Source organism: Mesorhizobium sp. M0808 (assembly GCF_040320025.1).
Lineage (GTDB): Bacteria > Pseudomonadota > Alphaproteobacteria > Rhizobiales > Rhizobiaceae > Mesorhizobium.
The window spans coordinates 1-15,550 of record NZ_JAMYOX010000019.1 but is presented as its reverse complement, the minus strand read 5'-3'; the positions used below and the strand labels follow the sequence as shown (position 1 = coordinate 15,550).

Here is a 15,550-nt window from a genome sequence, read left to right as displayed (position 1 = left end):
TCGTCGTGATCGAAGCCCCGCACAAGGCGCAAGCCATCGCGCATTTGGGCTGAAGCCGGAATCGGCGGTATGCTAAACAAACGGTTAACCGCAAGCGCGGTAGCTTTCAGAACGGCAGACAGGCGGAGTTTCGGAGGGATGACGGGCGCATGTTGGAAGCTGACGCGTGCCGCCGCGCTGCTCGGTGCCCTGCTACTGTGCGACATTGCCGTCACTCAGGCGCAGCCCGCTCCGCGCCTCTGCCGCCAGCTTGAAGCCGATCTTGCCGCCGCTTCTCGTGGTGGCGGCGGCAAACCGGCCTTGTTCAGGAAATATGACGACGCAATCGTCCGGCAGCGCCAGCAGATTTCAAAGGCCGTCAGCCAGGCCAGCAGCGCCGGCTGCGGCTTTTCGCTGTCTCGCCGCAACGGCCAACGCATGCGCGGCACTCGACGCCACCATCGATCGCATGGCAGCCAATCTCGACGCCCTGCAGGCCAAGCGCGCCGACCTTGCCGGCGGTGGTTCGCGACGCGATCGCGCGCGCATATTGACGTTGCTTTACGCCAATGGCTGCCGCGATGATGCGGCGCGGACGCCCGCGCCGGTCCGCGAAGCCAGCCGTGAAAACGGCAAGCGAAACCTGCTCGACCAGCTTTTGGGCAGTGACGCAAGTGAACCGGGCGCGCCCGACCAGCCTGAAGGGCCCAGCCAGGCCGAAGAGCTAAGCCAGCCGGGCAACATCCGCACCATGCTCAACAACGCCGACGACTTGGGGCAGCCGCGAGGCGAATTCCGCACCATGTGCGTGCGGACCTGCGACGGCTATTTCTTCCCGATGTCGAATGCTGCCTCGCTGGGCGATTTCGAGCGCGATCAGAAGAATTGCGAATCGAGCTGCCCCGGCACCGAGATGCAGGTTTTCTACACGCGCGGCATGAATGGCGATTCGGCGTCCATGACGTCTTCGGTGACCGGCAGGCCTTATATCAAACTGCCGACGGCCTACCTCTACAAGCAGTCCGACATGCCGCGGCCGCCGGCCTGCGGCTGCAATGCCGCGCAGAATTTCGAGATCATTGCCGGCAACCCGCCAACCCGGGAACAATCTGAGGCGAATGTAGAGAGTACCCCGTTCATTCCGCTGCCGGTTGCCAGGCCTGATCCGGGCGCCGATCCGGAGTCCTTGGCCAACGCGCAAGACGGCCTCGACCGTGAGGCGATCAGACGCCTTGCCGTCAAGCCCGTGCCTTCGCCGACGTCGCTGCCGCCGCCGGAACAGCGCAAGGTCAGGGTCGTCGGGCCAACGTTCCTTCCCGACCCAGCAGCGGCAACAGATCTGCAAGCTCCGGACCCGAAGGCTGTCCCGTAAGCGCCAGCCTGAGCGGCATGAACAGCGCCTTGCCCTTACGGCCGCTCGCCTCTCGGATCTTGCCGGTCCAGTTTTTCCAGACGGTGCCGTTCCAAGGCTCCTCCGGCAGCAGTTCGAACGCCTGGCGAAGAAAGTCGCGGTCATCGTCGGAAAACTCCGCCGGCTCCTCTGGACCGTCTCGAAGCGTACGCCACCAGATCGCCGCATCGGCCAGCCTGTCGAGATTGCCGCGCACCGCCAGCCAGAAAGGCTCGGCCTGTTCGCCGGAGATGCCGAGCACGATCAGCCGGTCGCGCGCCTCGGAAAACGGCATGTGATGCAGCAGCGTGCGGTTGAGCACGAAGAGCTCGTCCGGGTCGAATTTGGCGGCGGATTTCGATGTTGCAGCCGGATCGAAGCGCTCGGCTAGCTCGGCCATCGTTGGCACCGCCACGACGTTTTCCGAGGTGCCGACGAGCACCGCCAGCGAAGCGATCGCCATCGGCTCGATGCCGCTCTCACGCAGGCTCTGGATGGACAGCGCGCCGGTGCGCTTCGAAAGTCCCTCGCCTGATGCCGTTGTCAGGAGATTGTGGTGGCCGAACACCGGCGGCTCCGCGCCAAGTGCTCGGAACAGGGCTATCTGGACGCCGGTATTGGTGACGTGGTCGTCGCCGCGAATGACATGGCTGACGCCCATGTCGATGTCGTCGACAACCGAAGGCAATGTATAGAGGTAGGTGCCGTCCTCACGCCGCAGAACCGGGTCTGAAAGCGAGGCGAGGTCGACGGTCTCTTCGCCCCGCACCAGGTCGTTCCAGTGGATTTCGGTGCGCTCCGGCTGCAGCGGATCGCTGCTGAAGTTGGGCAGCAGAAAGCGCCAGTGCGGCCGCCGGCCATCGGCCTCATATTCCGCCACCTGCTCGGGTGCCAGCGTCAGCGCCTCGCGGCCATAGACTGGCGGCAGGCCACGCGTGCGGCGCACCTTGCGCCTCAGGTCGAGCTCTTCGGGCGTCTCATAGCAGGCATAGACGAGGCGCGCCTCCTTCAGCTTCTGCAGTGCGGCATCATAGACTTCGACCCGCCGCGACTGATACTCCGTGGCGTCGGGGAAGATGCCCAGCCAATGCAGGTCATAAAGGATGGCGTCGGAAAATTCCTGCGTCGAACGGGCAACGTCGGTGTCGTCGAAGCGCTGGATGAAGCGGCCCTTGTTCTTGATGGCGAACAGCCAGTTGAACAGAGCGGTGCGCGCATTGCCGATATGGATGCGGCCGGTCGGTGACGGGGCGAAACGGACGGTAACTGTCATGAGCGGGGCGTACCGGATGGTTTTGCTGTTGACAAGACGCGCCCCCGCGCTCTGCGGCAGACATAGAACATGACGAAGGCGAAGAAAAGACTGCAGCGCCACGCGTCCATCAGGACGCGCGGCGCCGCAACCGTCAGATCACCATGCCTTTGGTCAGCTCAAGCGCCTGGCGTTCGAACAGCCGGCGGTAGATGCCGCCTTGCAGCCGGATCAGTTGGTCATGCGAGCCCTCTTCGACGATGCGGCCGCGATCGAACACCAAAAGCCTGTCCAGCGCCCGCACCGTCGACAGCCGGTGGGCAATGACCAGCGTCGTGCGGCCGACCATCAACCGCTCCATCGCCTGCTGGATCAGCACCTCCGATTCCGAATCGAGGCTCGACGTTGCCTCATCCAGGATGAGAATGCGCGCATCGGCAAGAAAGGCGCGTGCGATTGCAACGCGTTGACGCTCACCACCCGATAGCTTTACGCCACGCTCGCCGACCAGCGTGCCATAGCCTTTCGGCAAATTGGCGATGAAGTCATGCGCGCTGGCCAATCGCGCCGCGTGCTCGATCTCGGCCTGCGTGGCGGCCGGCCGGGCATAGGCGATGTTTTCGGCCAGCGACCGGTGAAACAGGATCGGCTCCTGCTGGACAATCGCGATCTGTGCGCGCAGCGACGCCTGCGCCACATTGGCAATATCCTGGCCGTCGATCAGGATATTGCCCGCAGTCACGTCGTAGAGGCGCTGGATCAGCTTGACGAATGTCGTCTTGCCGGAGCCCGAATGGCCAACCAGCCCAACCCGTTCGCCCGGCGCGATGTCCACCGAAAAGTCGCGATAGAGCGGCAGGCGGTGGCTGCCATAATGGAACGTGACATTGTCGAAGGTGATACGGCCATCGGTGATCCGGATCGGTTTGGCGCCGGGCCGATCCTCAATGCCGAGTGGTTCGGACTGGAAGTCGACCAGTTCCTCCATGTCGTTGATCGAGCGCTGCAGATTGCGGATATGCGTGCCGATGTCGCGCAAATAGCCTTGCAGCACGAAGAATGAGGTCAGCACGAAGGCGACGTCGCCGGCGCTCGCCTGCCCCCACGACCACAACAGCAGGGAGAACCCGATGACCGCTGCCCTCAAAAGCAGCAGCATCGTCCCTTGCGTGGTGCCGTTGACAGTGCCGCGCATCCAGGTGCGGCGCGTGCGGCCGCGCCATTTGGCGACGACCTCGGCAAGCCGCGTCTCCTCGCGTTCCTCGGCGCCAAAACCCTTGACCACGGCGTTGCAGCTCACCGCGTCGGCCAGCGAGCCGCCGAGCCGTGTATCCCACGCATTGGCAAGCCTTGCCGCGGGCGCGACATAGCCAAGCGACAGCATCGTCGTCACCGCGATGAACAGAACCGAACCGGTGGCGACGACAGCACCCATCAGCGGCCAAAACCAGCCAAGCAGCAGCGTCGAGCCGACGAGCATGACGACCGATGGCAGCAGCGCGATCAGGATCGTGTCGTTGAGCAGGTCGAGCGCCCACATGCCGCGCGTTATCTTGCGCACCGTCGATCCGGCGAAGCTGTTGGCGTGCCAGTCGGTGGAGAAGCGCTGGACGCGGTGGAAGGCGTCGGCGGCGATATCCGCCATCATCTTCAACGTCAGCTCGACAATGGCCATGAAGGCGAGATTGCGCAGCACGACACCGGTGAGCGCCAGGGCCACCAGCATCGAAAAGGCCGCTGTCGCCGCGTTCCACGCAACATCGTCGGCCGCAGCACTGCTGGCGACGGCATCCACCAGCCGGCCGGAATAGAGCGGCGTCAGCACGTCGGCCAAGGTCGAGAGCAGGAACGTGCCCATAATGCCGGCAAGCCGCCACGGCTGACGCCGCCAATGGCTGAGCGTGAAGCCAAGAACGCTGCGAAAGGCGCCCGCGCGCAAATCTATTCGAAAACGAGTCATGATGTCATTCGGGCGCAAACGAGCCCGATCCCACGAAAGTAGAAATTGAAATACCGCGTCGGCGCCGTTAGGCGCCCGGAGATGCGGAGGTTTGGCGTATTTGGCGGCCCTGTAGAGGGGCGGCGACCGGCAGCGGCGAAATACCTGCCTCGGTTCAACCTTGCCGCGAGGCTATCTCGCGGCGCGCTGACCAAGACCTAGGCTTCGCGGCCTCGCATAACGATGTCAAATCCTGGCATTCGGTTCCTCCTGAAGGGGAATCGCGGAGAGGTGTTTATAGAGACGCCTCAACGCCGCGCCAAGTCACTAGATAGCCCAAAGCGCATCTGGTCCAAGCAGTGAGACGATTTTGCAACAATCGCGGGTTGTGCGCCCTCATCGGTCGAAGCGCATATAGCGGCCGTCGGTGGAAGGCCTGAAGCCGAGCTTCTCGTAAACCGCATGGGCGTCGTTGGTCGACAGGCTCCAATGCGTGACCGTCTTGACGTCCGGGTGGTCGATAAGCGCCTGGACAAGCCGGGTTCCGATGCCTTGTCCGCGATACCCCGGCCAGACAATTATGTCGGCGAGATAGGCAAATACCGTACGGTCGGTGATCGCCCGGCCGAAGCCGACCTGATTGCCGCCGACATAGGCGCCGACGCACAGTGAGTTGGCGAAGGCGCGGTGGTGCTGTTCGTCGCTGCGGCCACTGCCCCAATAGCTCTCCTTCAAAATGTCGGACGTCGCCCGGAAATCGATCCGCGACAGGTCGAAGCTGATTTCAAGGTTGGCCATGGCTAAACCGTTATGCAGCCAATCGCCTACCCGCCATCCCTGAACCGGTTGGTAATGGGATAGCGGCGGTCGCGGCCAAAGTTCTTCCTGGTGATCTTCACGCCGGGTGCCGCCTGCCGGCGCTTGTATTCGGCGACGTAAAGCAGGTGCTCGACGCGCGTCACCGTCGCCCGGTCATGGCCGCGCGCAACGATGTCGTCGACACCCATCTCGTTTTCGACCAGACATTCCAATATGTCGTCGAGCACCGGATAGGGCGGCAGCGAATCCTGGTCCGTCTGGTTCTCTCGCAGTTCCGCCGAGGGCGCCTTGTCGATGATGTTGTTCGGGATCACCTCGCCGGACGGACCGAGCGCACCCGGCGGCATATGCGCGTTGCGCCAGCGCGACAGCGCATAGACCTGCATCTTGTAGAGGTCCTTGATCGGATTGAAGCCGCCATTCATGTCGCCATAGAGCGTCGCGTAGCCGACCGACATCTCGCTTTTGTTGCCGGTGGTGACCACCATCGAGCCGAATTTGTTGGAAATCGCCATCAGGATGGTGCCGCGGGCCCGGCTCTGCAGGTTTTCCTCGGTGATGCCTTCCTTGGTGCCCTCGAAAAGCTGTGTCAACGTGTGCAGGAAGCCCTCGACCGGCTCGAAGATCGGCACGATATCGTAGCGGCAGCCGAGTGCGCGGGCGCAGTCCTCGGCATCCTTCAGCGAGTCCTTCGAAGTGTAGCGGTAAGGCATCATCACGGCGCGCAGCCGTTCCTCGCCCAGCGCATCGACGGCAAGTGCCGCGCAGATCGCCGAATCGATGCCGCCGGAAAGGCCGAGCACGACATTCTTGAAGCCGTTCTTGTTGACGTAATCGCGCAGGCCCAACATGCAGGCGCGGTAGTCGGCCTCCTCCTTCTCCGGGATTTTCGACATCGGTCCGTCAGAGCAGACCCAGATGTCATTCTTTCGCTTCCAGGTGGTGACGTTGACCGTCTCCTCGAACTGGCTCATCTGGAAGGCCAGCGTCTTGTCAGAACCTATGGCAAACGATGCGCCATCGAAAACCAGCTCGTCCTGGCCGCCAAGCTGGTTGGCATAGATAATCGGCAGTCCGCATTCGATGACCTGGCGGATGACGATCTGGTGGCGGACGTCGACCTTGCCGCGGTAATAGGGCGAGCCGTTCGGGACCAGCAGGATTTCCGCGCCGCTTTCGGCCAGCGTCTCGCAGACGGCAACCTCGCCCCAGATATCTTCGCAGATCGGCACTCCCACGCGCACGCCGCGGAAATTGACCGGCCCCTGGATCTCGGGGCCGGCCTGGAAGACGCGCTTCTCGTCGAACTCACCGTAATTCGGCAGATCGAGCTTGTAGCGTTCGGCACGGATCTTGCCGCCATCGGCAAAGATGATCGAATTGTGCGTGCCGGTCTTGCGCTTCAACGGCGTGCCGATGACGAAACCCGGGCCGCCGTCGGCGGTATCGCCGGCGAAATCCTCCGCCGCCCGCTCGCAGGCCTTCAGGAAGGCGGGCTTCAGCACCAGATCCTCAGGCGGATAGCCGGCAAGGAAAAGCTCGGTAAACAGCACGAGGTCGGCGCCTTGGCGGGCGGCATCCGCCCTCGCCTCGCGTGCCTTGGCAAGATTGCCGGCGACGTCGCCGACCGTCGGATTGAGCTGGGCGACGGCGATGCGCAATATGTCTGGAGCGGTCTTGTCTGTCATGCCCGTGGGTTTAGCGCGGCAAAATTCGTCGAGCAATGGCGTTCGTTTGGACCAAACAGTCGATCCTATTCGCCCATATATTCGCGCAAGGCTTCCGGCGGATGGTTCTCGCCGATCGACATTGCCAGAATGCGCGAAATGTGCCGGCGCGGCAGCCCGGTTTCCGCCGCCCAGGCGTTTATCTGCACTTGGATCTTGTCCAGGTCCTTCTTCGATGTCGGGCTCTGCGCGAGGTCGAGCCCGGCGTCGCGCAGCGCTGCCGTCATGTCGGCCGAGACGATGAAGGCGTCCCACTCCAGCCAGCGCAGAAAATACTGGCCGGTATTGCCGCCGAGCCGGCTGCCATGCTTGCCGAGATAGGCCATCAATCCGACCTGGTCATCCGCCGGCCAATTGGCCAGGAACTTGCCGAAGCTGCCATGCTCCTTCGACACGCGCGCGACGAAGGCTGCGTTGTCGCGTACGGATTTGATCTTCTGCGGATTGCGGACGATGCGCTTGTCGGCTGTGAGATCGTGCCAGAAATCGTCAGGCTGGAACAGCAGCCGCCTCGGCTCGAAGCCAAGAAATGCTTCCTCGAAACCCGGCCATTTCTGCTCGATGACCCGCCAGACAAAGCCGGCGGCAAAAACCCGCTCGGCCATGGTCGACAGGATCCGGTCGTCCGCAATTTTTGCCACCGCGGCATTGTCGGGCATAGGACCCAGCAGCGACGTCAGCGCTGCCTCACCGCCTTTGCGCTTCGCTGCACGGGCGCGAATTTTCTGAAAATCCACCATTGTTTCCTGACCCCATCGCGTCAATCTACCACTTCCCGTATGAACCGGCAGCTTCTACCTCATCGCTGACGACGGAGGCGACGATGAACAAAACGATCGAGGACCTGGCAAGCCGCTGGCTGAAGCGAAAGCCGGACGGCCTCAGCGCGCTCGAAAGCCGGGTACTGCAATCTACGCTCGAGCGCACCACGATCTCCAAGGACACCAACAAGGCCGTCGCCTTTCACCAGACGTTTGGAGATCGCCTGGCCGACACCATCGCACGGATCGGCGGCTCGTGGTCCTTCATCCTGGCATTCATTGGCTTCCTGATCCTGTGGACGGCAGGCAATGTCTGGCTCTTGTCGCGCGCCGCCTTCGATCCGTATCCCTTCATCTTTCTCAATCTCGTGCTTTCCATGGTTGCCGCCCTGCAGGCGCCAGTGATCATGATGGCGCAGAACCGCCAGACGGAGCGCGATCGAATCGACGCCGCCCACGACTATGAGGTTAATCTCAAGGCCGAGATCGAGATCATGGCGTTACACGAAAAGCTCGACGAACTGCGCCACAGCCAGATCATCGGCATGCGAGACGAGATCGCCCGGCTGGCCGAGCAGGTGAAGCGCATCGACGACATTCTGTCGAAGCAGCGAACGTCTTCATGACGGAAGTCATCCATCGTCTCATTGAGCAATATGGATTGGTCGCGGTTTTTCTGGGCTGCGTCGCCGAGGGCGAAAGCGCCGCAATTCTTGGCGGTTTTTTTGCGCATCAGCATGTCTTCGTCCCGTGGCAGGCGTTTCTCGCAGCCGCGCTCGGCGCCTTCGGTGGCGACACGTTGTTCTTCATCTTGGGACGGAGCTTCGCCGACCATAAATTCGTGATCAGGCTCCGAGCCCGGCCGGGCTTCAGCCACGCCTACCGCCTTGTCACCTCTCATCCCAACATTTTCGTGCTGTCGAACCGTTACATCTATGGCCTGCGACTGGTCGGCGGAATCGCGGCCGGGCTGTCGGGCATCGCCGCGGCGCGCTTCATCATCCTCAACGCCATCTCGTCGGTAGTCTGGGCGGCACTGTTCTGCACTGTCGGTTATGTCTTCGGGCTGGGCGCGGAGCACATCGTCGGCCAGGCGCTGGCCCGCCACGAGCGGTTGCTGATCGCTCTGGCAATCGGCCTCGTTGTGGCTATCCTCGGCTGGCTGGCGTCGCACTTCCTCGCCAAGAAGGAGCTTCGCAAGGGAAGCTGATCGTCAATCTATGCCGAGCGCACGGTCACCCTTTTCCAGGATCAGCGGGATGATCAGGTCTTCCTCGTCGGCAAGATGTCTGGTCAACATGGCGATCAGCCGGCTGTTCTCGTCGGCATAGGCATCGGCGGCGAAACGCTGTTTGTCTTCGCTCTCCTGAAGCGTGCGGATGAAGGCATTTGCCGCCTCGGCATTGCGCTCCAGTCCCTCATGGATTGTGTGGTGATCGGCATCGAGAATCTCGAAGCCGCGCTTCAGACGGGTCTCGGCCCTGGCGAAGACCGGGAAATAATGATGGTCCTCGACATTGTGATGGCCGTCGAGATTGCCGAGGAAATGGTTGAGGCGCGGCGCGAACCATGTCGTGCCGCTGCAGCCACATATTGGCCATGCCGTGGATGTTGGCATGCGCCTGCCAGACCTCGCGTGGAAATTTTTCAACCAGCCAGCGCAGATCGTCCGGCAGGCCCTCACGTTCGAGCAGCAGAAATCCGGCGGTATCGGCCATATCGGTTCTCCTCAGACCATGATCCCGAAAGTGGTACCGGTTTTCGGAAAAGATCATGGTCAAAACGAGAAATGCAGTGACGGCATGTAGTGTCTGAAACCTCAGATCGGTACCCCGAGGATCCGCTCGATGACGGCGACGCCCCAGACGCCGGCAGCGATCACCACCGAAATCAGCACCGCCAGCGAACCGCAATCCTTGGCCAGTTGGATATCGATGTTGAATTCGCGGCTGAACGCGTCGCATGCCGCCTCGATGCCGGTGTTCAACACCTCGATCATGATCATGAGCAGCACCGCGCCGATCAGCAACGCATAGCCGCGCCACGATTCCGAAAGGAACCAGCCGAGCGGCAAGGCAAGCACGAGCAGTGTCAGCTCCAGCTGGAAGGCCTCCTCGCTGGCCGCCAGTTTGCGAAACGCCCGCAACGAATTGTAAAAAGCGTCGATCAGCCGCTGCATGCCAAAACCCTTCGGAATCACCGGCAGGGGATTAGCGCAATGGCTGGACCAAGGGAATAAGGCGACCCCTTCAAAAATCAGTCGCCTGCCACCTTGATCGACGGTGTCGACTTCTCGAACTGCGGCAGCCCATCATCGATGGCGTAATAATCGCCCTTGTCGCCGACGAAGATATGGCATTCTCCTTGAAGCCCGGTTGGCGCGTCGAACAGCCCTGCCATGACCGAAACATAGCCGTCATCGCTCGGCTTCCAGAACAGCAGAGAGCCGCATGTCTTGCAGAAGCCGCGCCTGGCGAACGAAGAGGCCTCGTACCAGGTGATGTTCTCCGCGTCGGTGATTGTGATGTCGCGGTCGGCAACGTTGGCCGCCGCATAAAAATGCCCGCTCTGCTTCCGGCACTGCGAGCAATGGCAGTAGATGACACCGCGTAGCGGTCCTCGTGTCTGGAACCGCACTGCCCCGCACAAGCATGATCCGCTGTGACTGTCAGCCATGTCGGCCTCCCGATGCAATTGCCATCGCCTGGCAGGATTCCAGTTTTGCGCGCGTTAGGCACGAGCAAATGCGACACCCGGCGGGATTGAATACAAAAAGCGCCGGTTTTCGCCCGGCGCTTCTTCAATGACATCACAGTTCAGATCGTATCAGCCGTTGACGGCCTGCTTGTGCTGCACCGGATGGCTCTTCTTGAGCAAGTCGGACACCAGGAAGGCCAGCTCGATCGCCTGGTCGGCGTTGAGGCGCGGATCGCAATGGGTGTGGTAGCGATCCTGCAGCTCTTCGGCGGTGATGGCGCGGGCGCCACCGGTGCATTCCGTGACGTTCTTGCCGGTCATCTCGACATGGATGCCGCCCGGATGCGTGCCTTCGGCGCGGTGCACCTCGAAGAAGGTCTGCACCTCCTTCAGGATGCGGTCGAACGGCCGTGTCTTGTAGCCGGCGGCCTCGATGGTGTTGCCATGCATCGGGTCGGACGACCACACCACGCTGCGGCCTTCCTTCTGCACCGCGCGCACCAGCTTCGGCAAATGATCGGCGACCTTGTCGGAACCGAAGCGCGCGATCAGCGTCAGCCGGCCGGGCTCGTTCTCCGGATTGAGCAGGTCGATGAGCTGCAAGAGGCCATCCGGCGTCAGCGACGGACCGCATTTCAGCCCGAGCGGGTTCTTGATGCCGCGGCAATATTCGACATGCGCATGGTCGGGTTGGCGCGTGCGATCACCGATCCAGATCATGTGGCCAGAGGTGGCGTACCAGTCGCCCGAAGTCGAATCGACGCGAGTCAGCGCCTCTTCATAACCGAGCAGCAGCGCCTCATGACTGGTATAGAAGTCGGTCTCGCGCAGCGCGTAATTGGTCTCCGAGGTGATGCCGACGGCCTTCATGAAGTCCATCGTCTCGGTGATGCGGTTGGCGAGCGACTCGTACTTCTCCCCCTGCGGGCTGTCGGACACGAAGCCAAGCATCCATTGATGCACGTTCTCCAGGCTGGCATAGCCACCTTGGGCGAAGGCACGCAAAAGGTTGAGCGTCGCCGCCGACTGGCGGTACGCCATCTCCTGTCTTGCAGGATCGGGAATGCGCGACTTGGCGTCGAACTCGATGCCGTTAATGATGTCGCCGCGATAGCTCGGCAGCGTCACGCCGCCCTTGGTCTCATTGTCGGACGAGCGCGGCTTGGCGAACTGGCCGGCGACACGGCCGACCTTCACCACCGGCTGGGCGCCGGCGAAGGTCAGCACCACCGACATCTGCAAGAAGACGCGGAAGAAGTCGCGGATATTGTCGGCGCCATGTTCGGCGAAGCTCTCGGCGCAATCGCCGCCCTGCAGAAGGAATGCGTCACCGGCAGCGACGGCTGCAAGCTGCTTCTTCAGCTTGCGTGCCTCACCTGCAAAAACCAACGGCGGAAACGTGGCAAGCTGGGCTTCCGTGTTCCTCAGCGCGGCAAGATCCGGATAGGCAGGAACCTGCTGGATCGGCTTAGCTCTCCACGAATTCGGCGACCATTTCGTCATCGAAGCACCTAACGCTCTTTCACACGGACGCCATCGCCCGCCAATCCGCCCCATATGGGGTCGCGGCTCCATACACGAAGCCGATTTCCTATTCTAGACCGGAAGTGGTCGCGTGGCGAATGAGCACGGCACTGCGAAAGTGCCGGTGCGGCTGTGCCCAGAGCACCAGCGACGCGCTGCTACGCCGCCTTCTCCACCAGCCGCGCCAGCTGCGTCATGACAACCGCTGAGCCAGCCAGCCGCTTCTCGGGCGTCGCCCAGTCACGGCTGAAGACGACGCTCTGGTCGGGTCGGATCTTGGCCAGCGAGCCCTGTTCGCCGATGAGCTTGACCAGCCCGACCGGATTGGGGAATTCCCGCTTGCGGAAATGGATGACGACGCCCTTCGGCCCGGCGTCGAGTTTTTCGACATTGGCCTTGCGGCAAAGCGCCTTGATGAAGACGATCTTCAAAAGATGTTCAACCTCTTCCGGCAGCGGCCCGAACCGGTCGATCAACTCGGCGCCGAAAGCATCGATCTCTTCCGTGTTTTCGAGATCGCCAAGACGACGATAGAGCGCGAGCCTCAGCTGCAGGTCCGGGACATAGCTTTCCGGGATCATTACCGCCGTGCCGACGGCGATCTGCGGCGACCAGCCGCCGTCCTGCACCTCGCCGGAATCCTTCACTTCGGCCACCGCCTCCTCCAGCATCTGCTGATAGAGCTCGAAGCCGACCTCCTTGATGTGGCCCGACTGCTCTTCGCCAAGCAGATTGCCGGCGCCGCGGATGTCGAGGTCGTGGCTGGCCAGCTGGAAACCGGCGCCTAGCGTATCGAGCGACTGCAGCACTTTCAGCCGACGCTCGGCTGTATCGGTTAGCTTGCGGTTGGCGGGCAGAGTGAACAGCGCATAGGCGCGCACCTTCGAACGGCCGACGCGGCCACGCAACTGATAGAGCTGCGACAGGCCGAACATGTCGGCGCGATGCACAATCAGCGTGTTGGCAGTCGGAATATCGAGGCCAGATTCGACGATGGTGGTCGACAGCAGCACGTCGTACTGGCCGTCATAAAAGGCATTCATGATATCGTCGAGCTCGCCGGGCGGCATCTGGCCATGGGCCACCGCCACTTTCAGCTCAGGTACAGATTCGCGCAGAAAATCATGGATTTCCGCGAGATCGCTGATGCGCGGTACGACGTAGAAGGAATGGCCGCCGCGGTAGCGTTCTCTGAGCAACGTCTCGCGGATGACCAGCGGATCGAAGGGCGAGATGAAGGTGCGCACCGCCAGGCGGTCGACCGGCGGCGTAGCGATCAGCGACAACTCGCGCACGCCGGTCAAGGCAAGCTGCAGCGTGCGTGGGATCGGCGTCGCCGACAAAGTCAGAACGTGGACGTCGGTCTTCAGATCCTTCAGCCGCTCCTTGTGCTTGACGCCGAAATGCTGCTCCTCGTCGATGATCAGCAGACCAAGATTCTTGAACGAGATCGACGAGCCGAGCAGTGCATGCGTGCCGACGACGATGTCGATCTGGCCTTCGGCGATGCCCTTCTTGGTCTCCGCCAATTCCTTGGCGCCGACCAGCCGCGAGGCCTGGGCGACGCGGATCGGCAGGCCGGAGAAGCGCTGCGAGAAAGTCTTGAAATGCTGGCGCGACAACAATGTCGTCGGCACTACTATGGCCACCTGAAAGCCTTCCATCGCCCCAATGAAGGCGGCGCGAAGTGCAACTTCGGTCTTGCCGAAGCCGACGTCACCGCAGATCAGCCGGTCCATCGGCTTTCCGGCGCCTAGATCATCCATGACTGAATCGATCGCGGTCTGCTGGTCATCGGTCTCCTCATAGGGAAAACGCGCTGCAAACTCGCCATAGAGGCCTTCCGCCGGCACCAGCGCCGGTGCTGCCCGCATTTGCCGCTCGGCGGCAATGCGGATCAGCTGCCCGGCCATGTCGAGCAGGCGTTTCTTCAGCCGCGCCTTTCGCGATTGCCAGGCGCCGCCGCCAAGCTTGTCGAGCGTCGCCTCGGCCGAATCCGAGCCATAGCGCGACAGCAGCTCGATGTTTTCCACCGGCAAGAATAGCCGATCGTCGCCGGCATAGTGGATCTCAAGGCAATCGTGCGGCGCACCAACCGCCTCGATGGTACGCAACCCGATGAAACGGCCAATGCCATGGTCGGCATGGACGACGATATCGCCTGACGACAAGGCCGAAGCCTCGGCGATGAAGTCGGACGCACGCTTCTTGCGCTTCGAGCGCCGGATCAGCCGGTCGCCGAGAATGTCCTGCTCGGCGACGACGACCAGTTTCTCTGTCTCGAAGCCGGATTCGAGCGGCAGCACGGCCAGTCCCGCCCGCCCCGGCTCAAGCTTTTCGGCTTCGGCAAGCGTCGCCACCGGCTTCAGATTGCCAAGGTGATGCTCGACCAGGATCTGGCCGAGCCGGTCGAGCGAACCTTCAGTCCAGCCGGCGACGACGACACGGCGGCGTCCAGCGCGCTCGTCGGAAATGTGTTTGACGACGACGTCGAAAATGTTGGCGTTAGGATCGGCGCGTTCCTCGACGAAGCTGCGGCCGTGGCGCGAGCCGGCATGGAACACCTTGTTCGCGCCGGCATCGGGCGCGTCGAAGGCCGTGAAATCTATCGCCTCGCGCGGGCCAAGCGAGGCAATCAGGTTCTCGGGCGACAGATAGAGCAGATCCGGCGGCACCGGCTTGTAGGGCACCGCGTCCTTCAAGGCGCCGTCGGCCTGTTTTTTGCGCGCCTCGTAATGATCGAGAATCAGCGTATGCCGCTCGGCCAGTGCCTCATGCGCCAGATGGTCGAAAACCACAGGCGCATCCGGCAGGTAATCGAACACGGTTTCCAGCCGCTCATAGAAGAACGGCAGCCAGTGCTCCATGCCCGCAAACCGCCTGCCCTCGCTGACCGCCGCATAGAGCCCATCGTCGCGGGAGGGCGCGCCAAAGGCTTCGATGTAGGCGCGGCGGAAGCGGCTGATAGTTTCCGGCGTCAGCGCCACCTCGCTCATCGCCTGCAGCGCCATCGATTTGCGTTGGCCGATGGTGCGCTGGGTTGCGGTGTCGAAGACGCGGATCGATTCCAGCGTATCGCCGAAGAAATCGAGGCGCAGTGCCTCCGTCCAGCCGGGCGCGAAGAGATCGAGAATGCCGCCGCGCACCGCAAATTCGCCGATGCCGCGCACCGTCGGCACTCGCTCGAAGCCGGAATTCTCCAGCCGCGACACCAGCACGTTCATGTCTATCTGGTTGCCGGGTTTGGCGTGGAAGGTCTGCGCCTCGACGAGTTCAGCCGGTGGAATGCGTTGCAAAAGCGCATTCGCGGTGGTGAGGACGACGGCGCGGTGCGGCTTTTTCGCCAGCGCAATCATTGCGGCCAGTGCGTCGAGGCGCCCGAAGGCGGGAGCGGGGCCCCGGCGGGATGGGTGGGGTCGGTCGAACGCACCCCACCGCACAGGGCCAGACACGAAGCCCCCG

Annotated in this window: 12 protein-coding genes and 2 pseudogenes; 4 read left to right on the top strand and 10 right to left on the bottom strand. The window is 62.5% G+C overall.

What is annotated here, in order from left to right; all coding sequences use genetic code 11:
- Window positions 1–138 precede the first annotated feature (138 nt).
- Window positions 139–1,351: pseudogene (locus NKI25_RS20880) on the top strand (DUF2865 domain-containing protein).
- Here the strand turns inward: NKI25_RS20880 and gltX are convergent.
- The 5 genes from gltX to NKI25_RS20855 form a co-directional block, all read right to left on the bottom strand.
- Window positions 1,269–2,642, bottom strand: coding sequence for a glutamate--tRNA ligase (gltX, locus tag NKI25_RS20875; RefSeq protein ID WP_352594481.1), 1,374 nt, complete (start codon window positions 2,640–2,642; stop codon window positions 1,269–1,271). The pseudogene NKI25_RS20880 and the gene gltX sit on opposite strands and share 83 nt — an antisense overlap.
- Window positions 2,643–2,775: 133 nt before the next feature.
- A complete protein-coding gene (locus NKI25_RS20870; protein WP_352594482.1) occupies window positions 2,776–4,581 on the bottom strand; it encodes an ABC transporter ATP-binding protein in 1,806 nt (601 codons plus the stop codon).
- 375 nt (window positions 4,582–4,956) lie between these two features.
- Window positions 4,957–5,358: a GNAT family N-acetyltransferase gene (locus NKI25_RS20865; protein WP_352455666.1), complete on the bottom strand. Its 402-nt coding sequence runs from the start codon at window positions 5,356–5,358 to the stop codon at window positions 4,957–4,959.
- 26 nt (window positions 5,359–5,384) lie between these two features.
- Window positions 5,385–7,067 carry an NAD+ synthase gene (locus NKI25_RS20860; RefSeq protein WP_352594483.1) on the bottom strand — a complete coding sequence of 561 codons (1,683 nt, stop codon included), beginning with the start codon at window positions 7,065–7,067 and terminating at the stop codon, window positions 5,385–5,387.
- A 65-nt stretch (window positions 7,068–7,132) separates the two neighbouring features.
- Window positions 7,133–7,846: a DNA-3-methyladenine glycosylase I gene (locus tag NKI25_RS20855; RefSeq protein ID WP_023680014.1), complete on the bottom strand. Its 714-nt coding sequence runs from the start codon at window positions 7,844–7,846 to the stop codon at window positions 7,133–7,135.
- Window positions 7,847–7,929: 83 nt separating this feature from the next.
- Here NKI25_RS20855 and NKI25_RS20850 point away from each other — a divergent pair, with 83 nt between their 5' ends.
- Together NKI25_RS20850 and NKI25_RS20845 are read left to right on the top strand one after the other, a co-directional pair.
- Entirely contained in the window at window positions 7,930–8,493 is a 564-nt protein-coding gene (locus tag NKI25_RS20850) for a DUF1003 domain-containing protein (RefSeq protein WP_023680015.1), read from the top strand.
- Window positions 8,490–9,077 (top strand): DedA family protein, encoded by a 588-nt coding sequence (locus tag NKI25_RS20845; protein WP_352574954.1) that lies wholly within the window; start codon window positions 8,490–8,492, stop codon window positions 9,075–9,077. The genes NKI25_RS20850 and NKI25_RS20845 overlap by 4 nt, the downstream gene beginning before the upstream one ends.
- A 3-nt stretch (window positions 9,078–9,080) precedes the next feature.
- On the opposite strand, the pseudogene NKI25_RS20840 reads toward NKI25_RS20845, so the two are convergent.
- Window positions 9,081–9,543, bottom strand: a pseudogene (locus NKI25_RS20840) (hemerythrin domain-containing protein).
- Between NKI25_RS20840 and NKI25_RS20835 the strand changes: the two are divergent.
- Window positions 9,484–9,675 (top strand): hypothetical protein, encoded by a 192-nt coding sequence (locus NKI25_RS20835; RefSeq protein WP_352999253.1) that lies wholly within the window; start codon window positions 9,484–9,486, stop codon window positions 9,673–9,675. The pseudogene NKI25_RS20840 and the gene NKI25_RS20835 overlap by 60 nt on opposite strands.
- An 11-nt stretch (window positions 9,676–9,686) precedes the next feature.
- Here NKI25_RS20835 and NKI25_RS20830 read toward each other — a convergent pair whose 3' ends face one another.
- The 4 genes from NKI25_RS20830 to mfd form a co-directional block, all read right to left on the bottom strand.
- Entirely contained in the window at window positions 9,687–10,046 is a 360-nt protein-coding gene (locus NKI25_RS20830; protein ID WP_352999251.1) for a diacylglycerol kinase, read from the bottom strand.
- Between the two features lie 77 nt (window positions 10,047–10,123).
- Complete coding sequence (locus NKI25_RS20825; RefSeq protein ID WP_352999249.1) at window positions 10,124–10,543, bottom strand: GFA family protein; 420 nt, start codon at window positions 10,541–10,543, stop codon at window positions 10,124–10,126.
- Window positions 10,544–10,693: 150 nt separating this feature from the next.
- Window positions 10,694–12,067, bottom strand: a complete 1,374-nt coding sequence (locus NKI25_RS20820; protein WP_352999247.1) for a class II 3-deoxy-7-phosphoheptulonate synthase — start codon at window positions 12,065–12,067, stop codon at window positions 10,694–10,696.
- A gap of 179 nt (window positions 12,068–12,246) precedes the next feature.
- Window positions 12,247–15,444 carry a transcription-repair coupling factor gene (gene mfd / locus NKI25_RS20815; protein ID WP_352999246.1) on the bottom strand — a complete coding sequence of 1,066 codons (3,198 nt, stop codon included), beginning with the start codon at window positions 15,442–15,444 and terminating at the stop codon, window positions 12,247–12,249.
- Window positions 15,445–15,550: the final 106 nt, after the last annotated feature.

Excerpts from the sequence above, each read along its gene's own strand:
- NKI25_RS20860 (WP_352594483.1), bottom strand. The coding sequence starts at position 7,067 with ATGACAGACAAGACCGCTCCAGACATATTGCGCATCGCCGTCGCCCAG.
- NKI25_RS20855 (WP_023680014.1), bottom strand. The coding sequence starts at position 7,846 with ATGGTGGATTTTCAGAAAATTCGCGCCCGTGCAGCGAAGCGCAAAGGC.
- NKI25_RS20870 (WP_352594482.1), bottom strand. The coding sequence starts at position 4,581 with ATGACTCGTTTTCGAATAGATTTGCGCGCGGGCGCCTTTCGCAGCGTT.
- NKI25_RS20865 (WP_352455666.1), bottom strand. The coding sequence starts at position 5,358 with ATGGCCAACCTTGAAATCAGCTTCGACCTGTCGCGGATCGATTTCCGG.
- gltX (WP_352594481.1), bottom strand. The coding sequence starts at position 2,642 with ATGACAGTTACCGTCCGTTTCGCCCCGTCACCGACCGGCCGCATCCAT.
- NKI25_RS20830 (WP_352999251.1), bottom strand. The coding sequence starts at position 10,046 with ATGCAGCGGCTGATCGACGCTTTTTACAATTCGTTGCGGGCGTTTCGC.
- NKI25_RS20835 (WP_352999253.1), top strand. The coding sequence starts at position 9,484 with ATGCGCCTGCCAGACCTCGCGTGGAAATTTTTCAACCAGCCAGCGCAG.
- NKI25_RS20845 (WP_352574954.1), top strand. The coding sequence starts at position 8,490 with ATGACGGAAGTCATCCATCGTCTCATTGAGCAATATGGATTGGTCGCG.
- NKI25_RS20820 (WP_352999247.1), bottom strand. The coding sequence starts at position 12,067 with ATGACGAAATGGTCGCCGAATTCGTGGAGAGCTAAGCCGATCCAGCAG.
- NKI25_RS20850 (WP_023680015.1), top strand. The coding sequence starts at position 7,930 with ATGAACAAAACGATCGAGGACCTGGCAAGCCGCTGGCTGAAGCGAAAG.
- mfd (WP_352999246.1), bottom strand. The coding sequence starts at position 15,444 with ATGATTGCGCTGGCGAAAAAGCCGCACCGCGCCGTCGTCCTCACCACC.
- NKI25_RS20825 (WP_352999249.1), bottom strand. The coding sequence starts at position 10,543 with ATGGCTGACAGTCACAGCGGATCATGCTTGTGCGGGGCAGTGCGGTTC.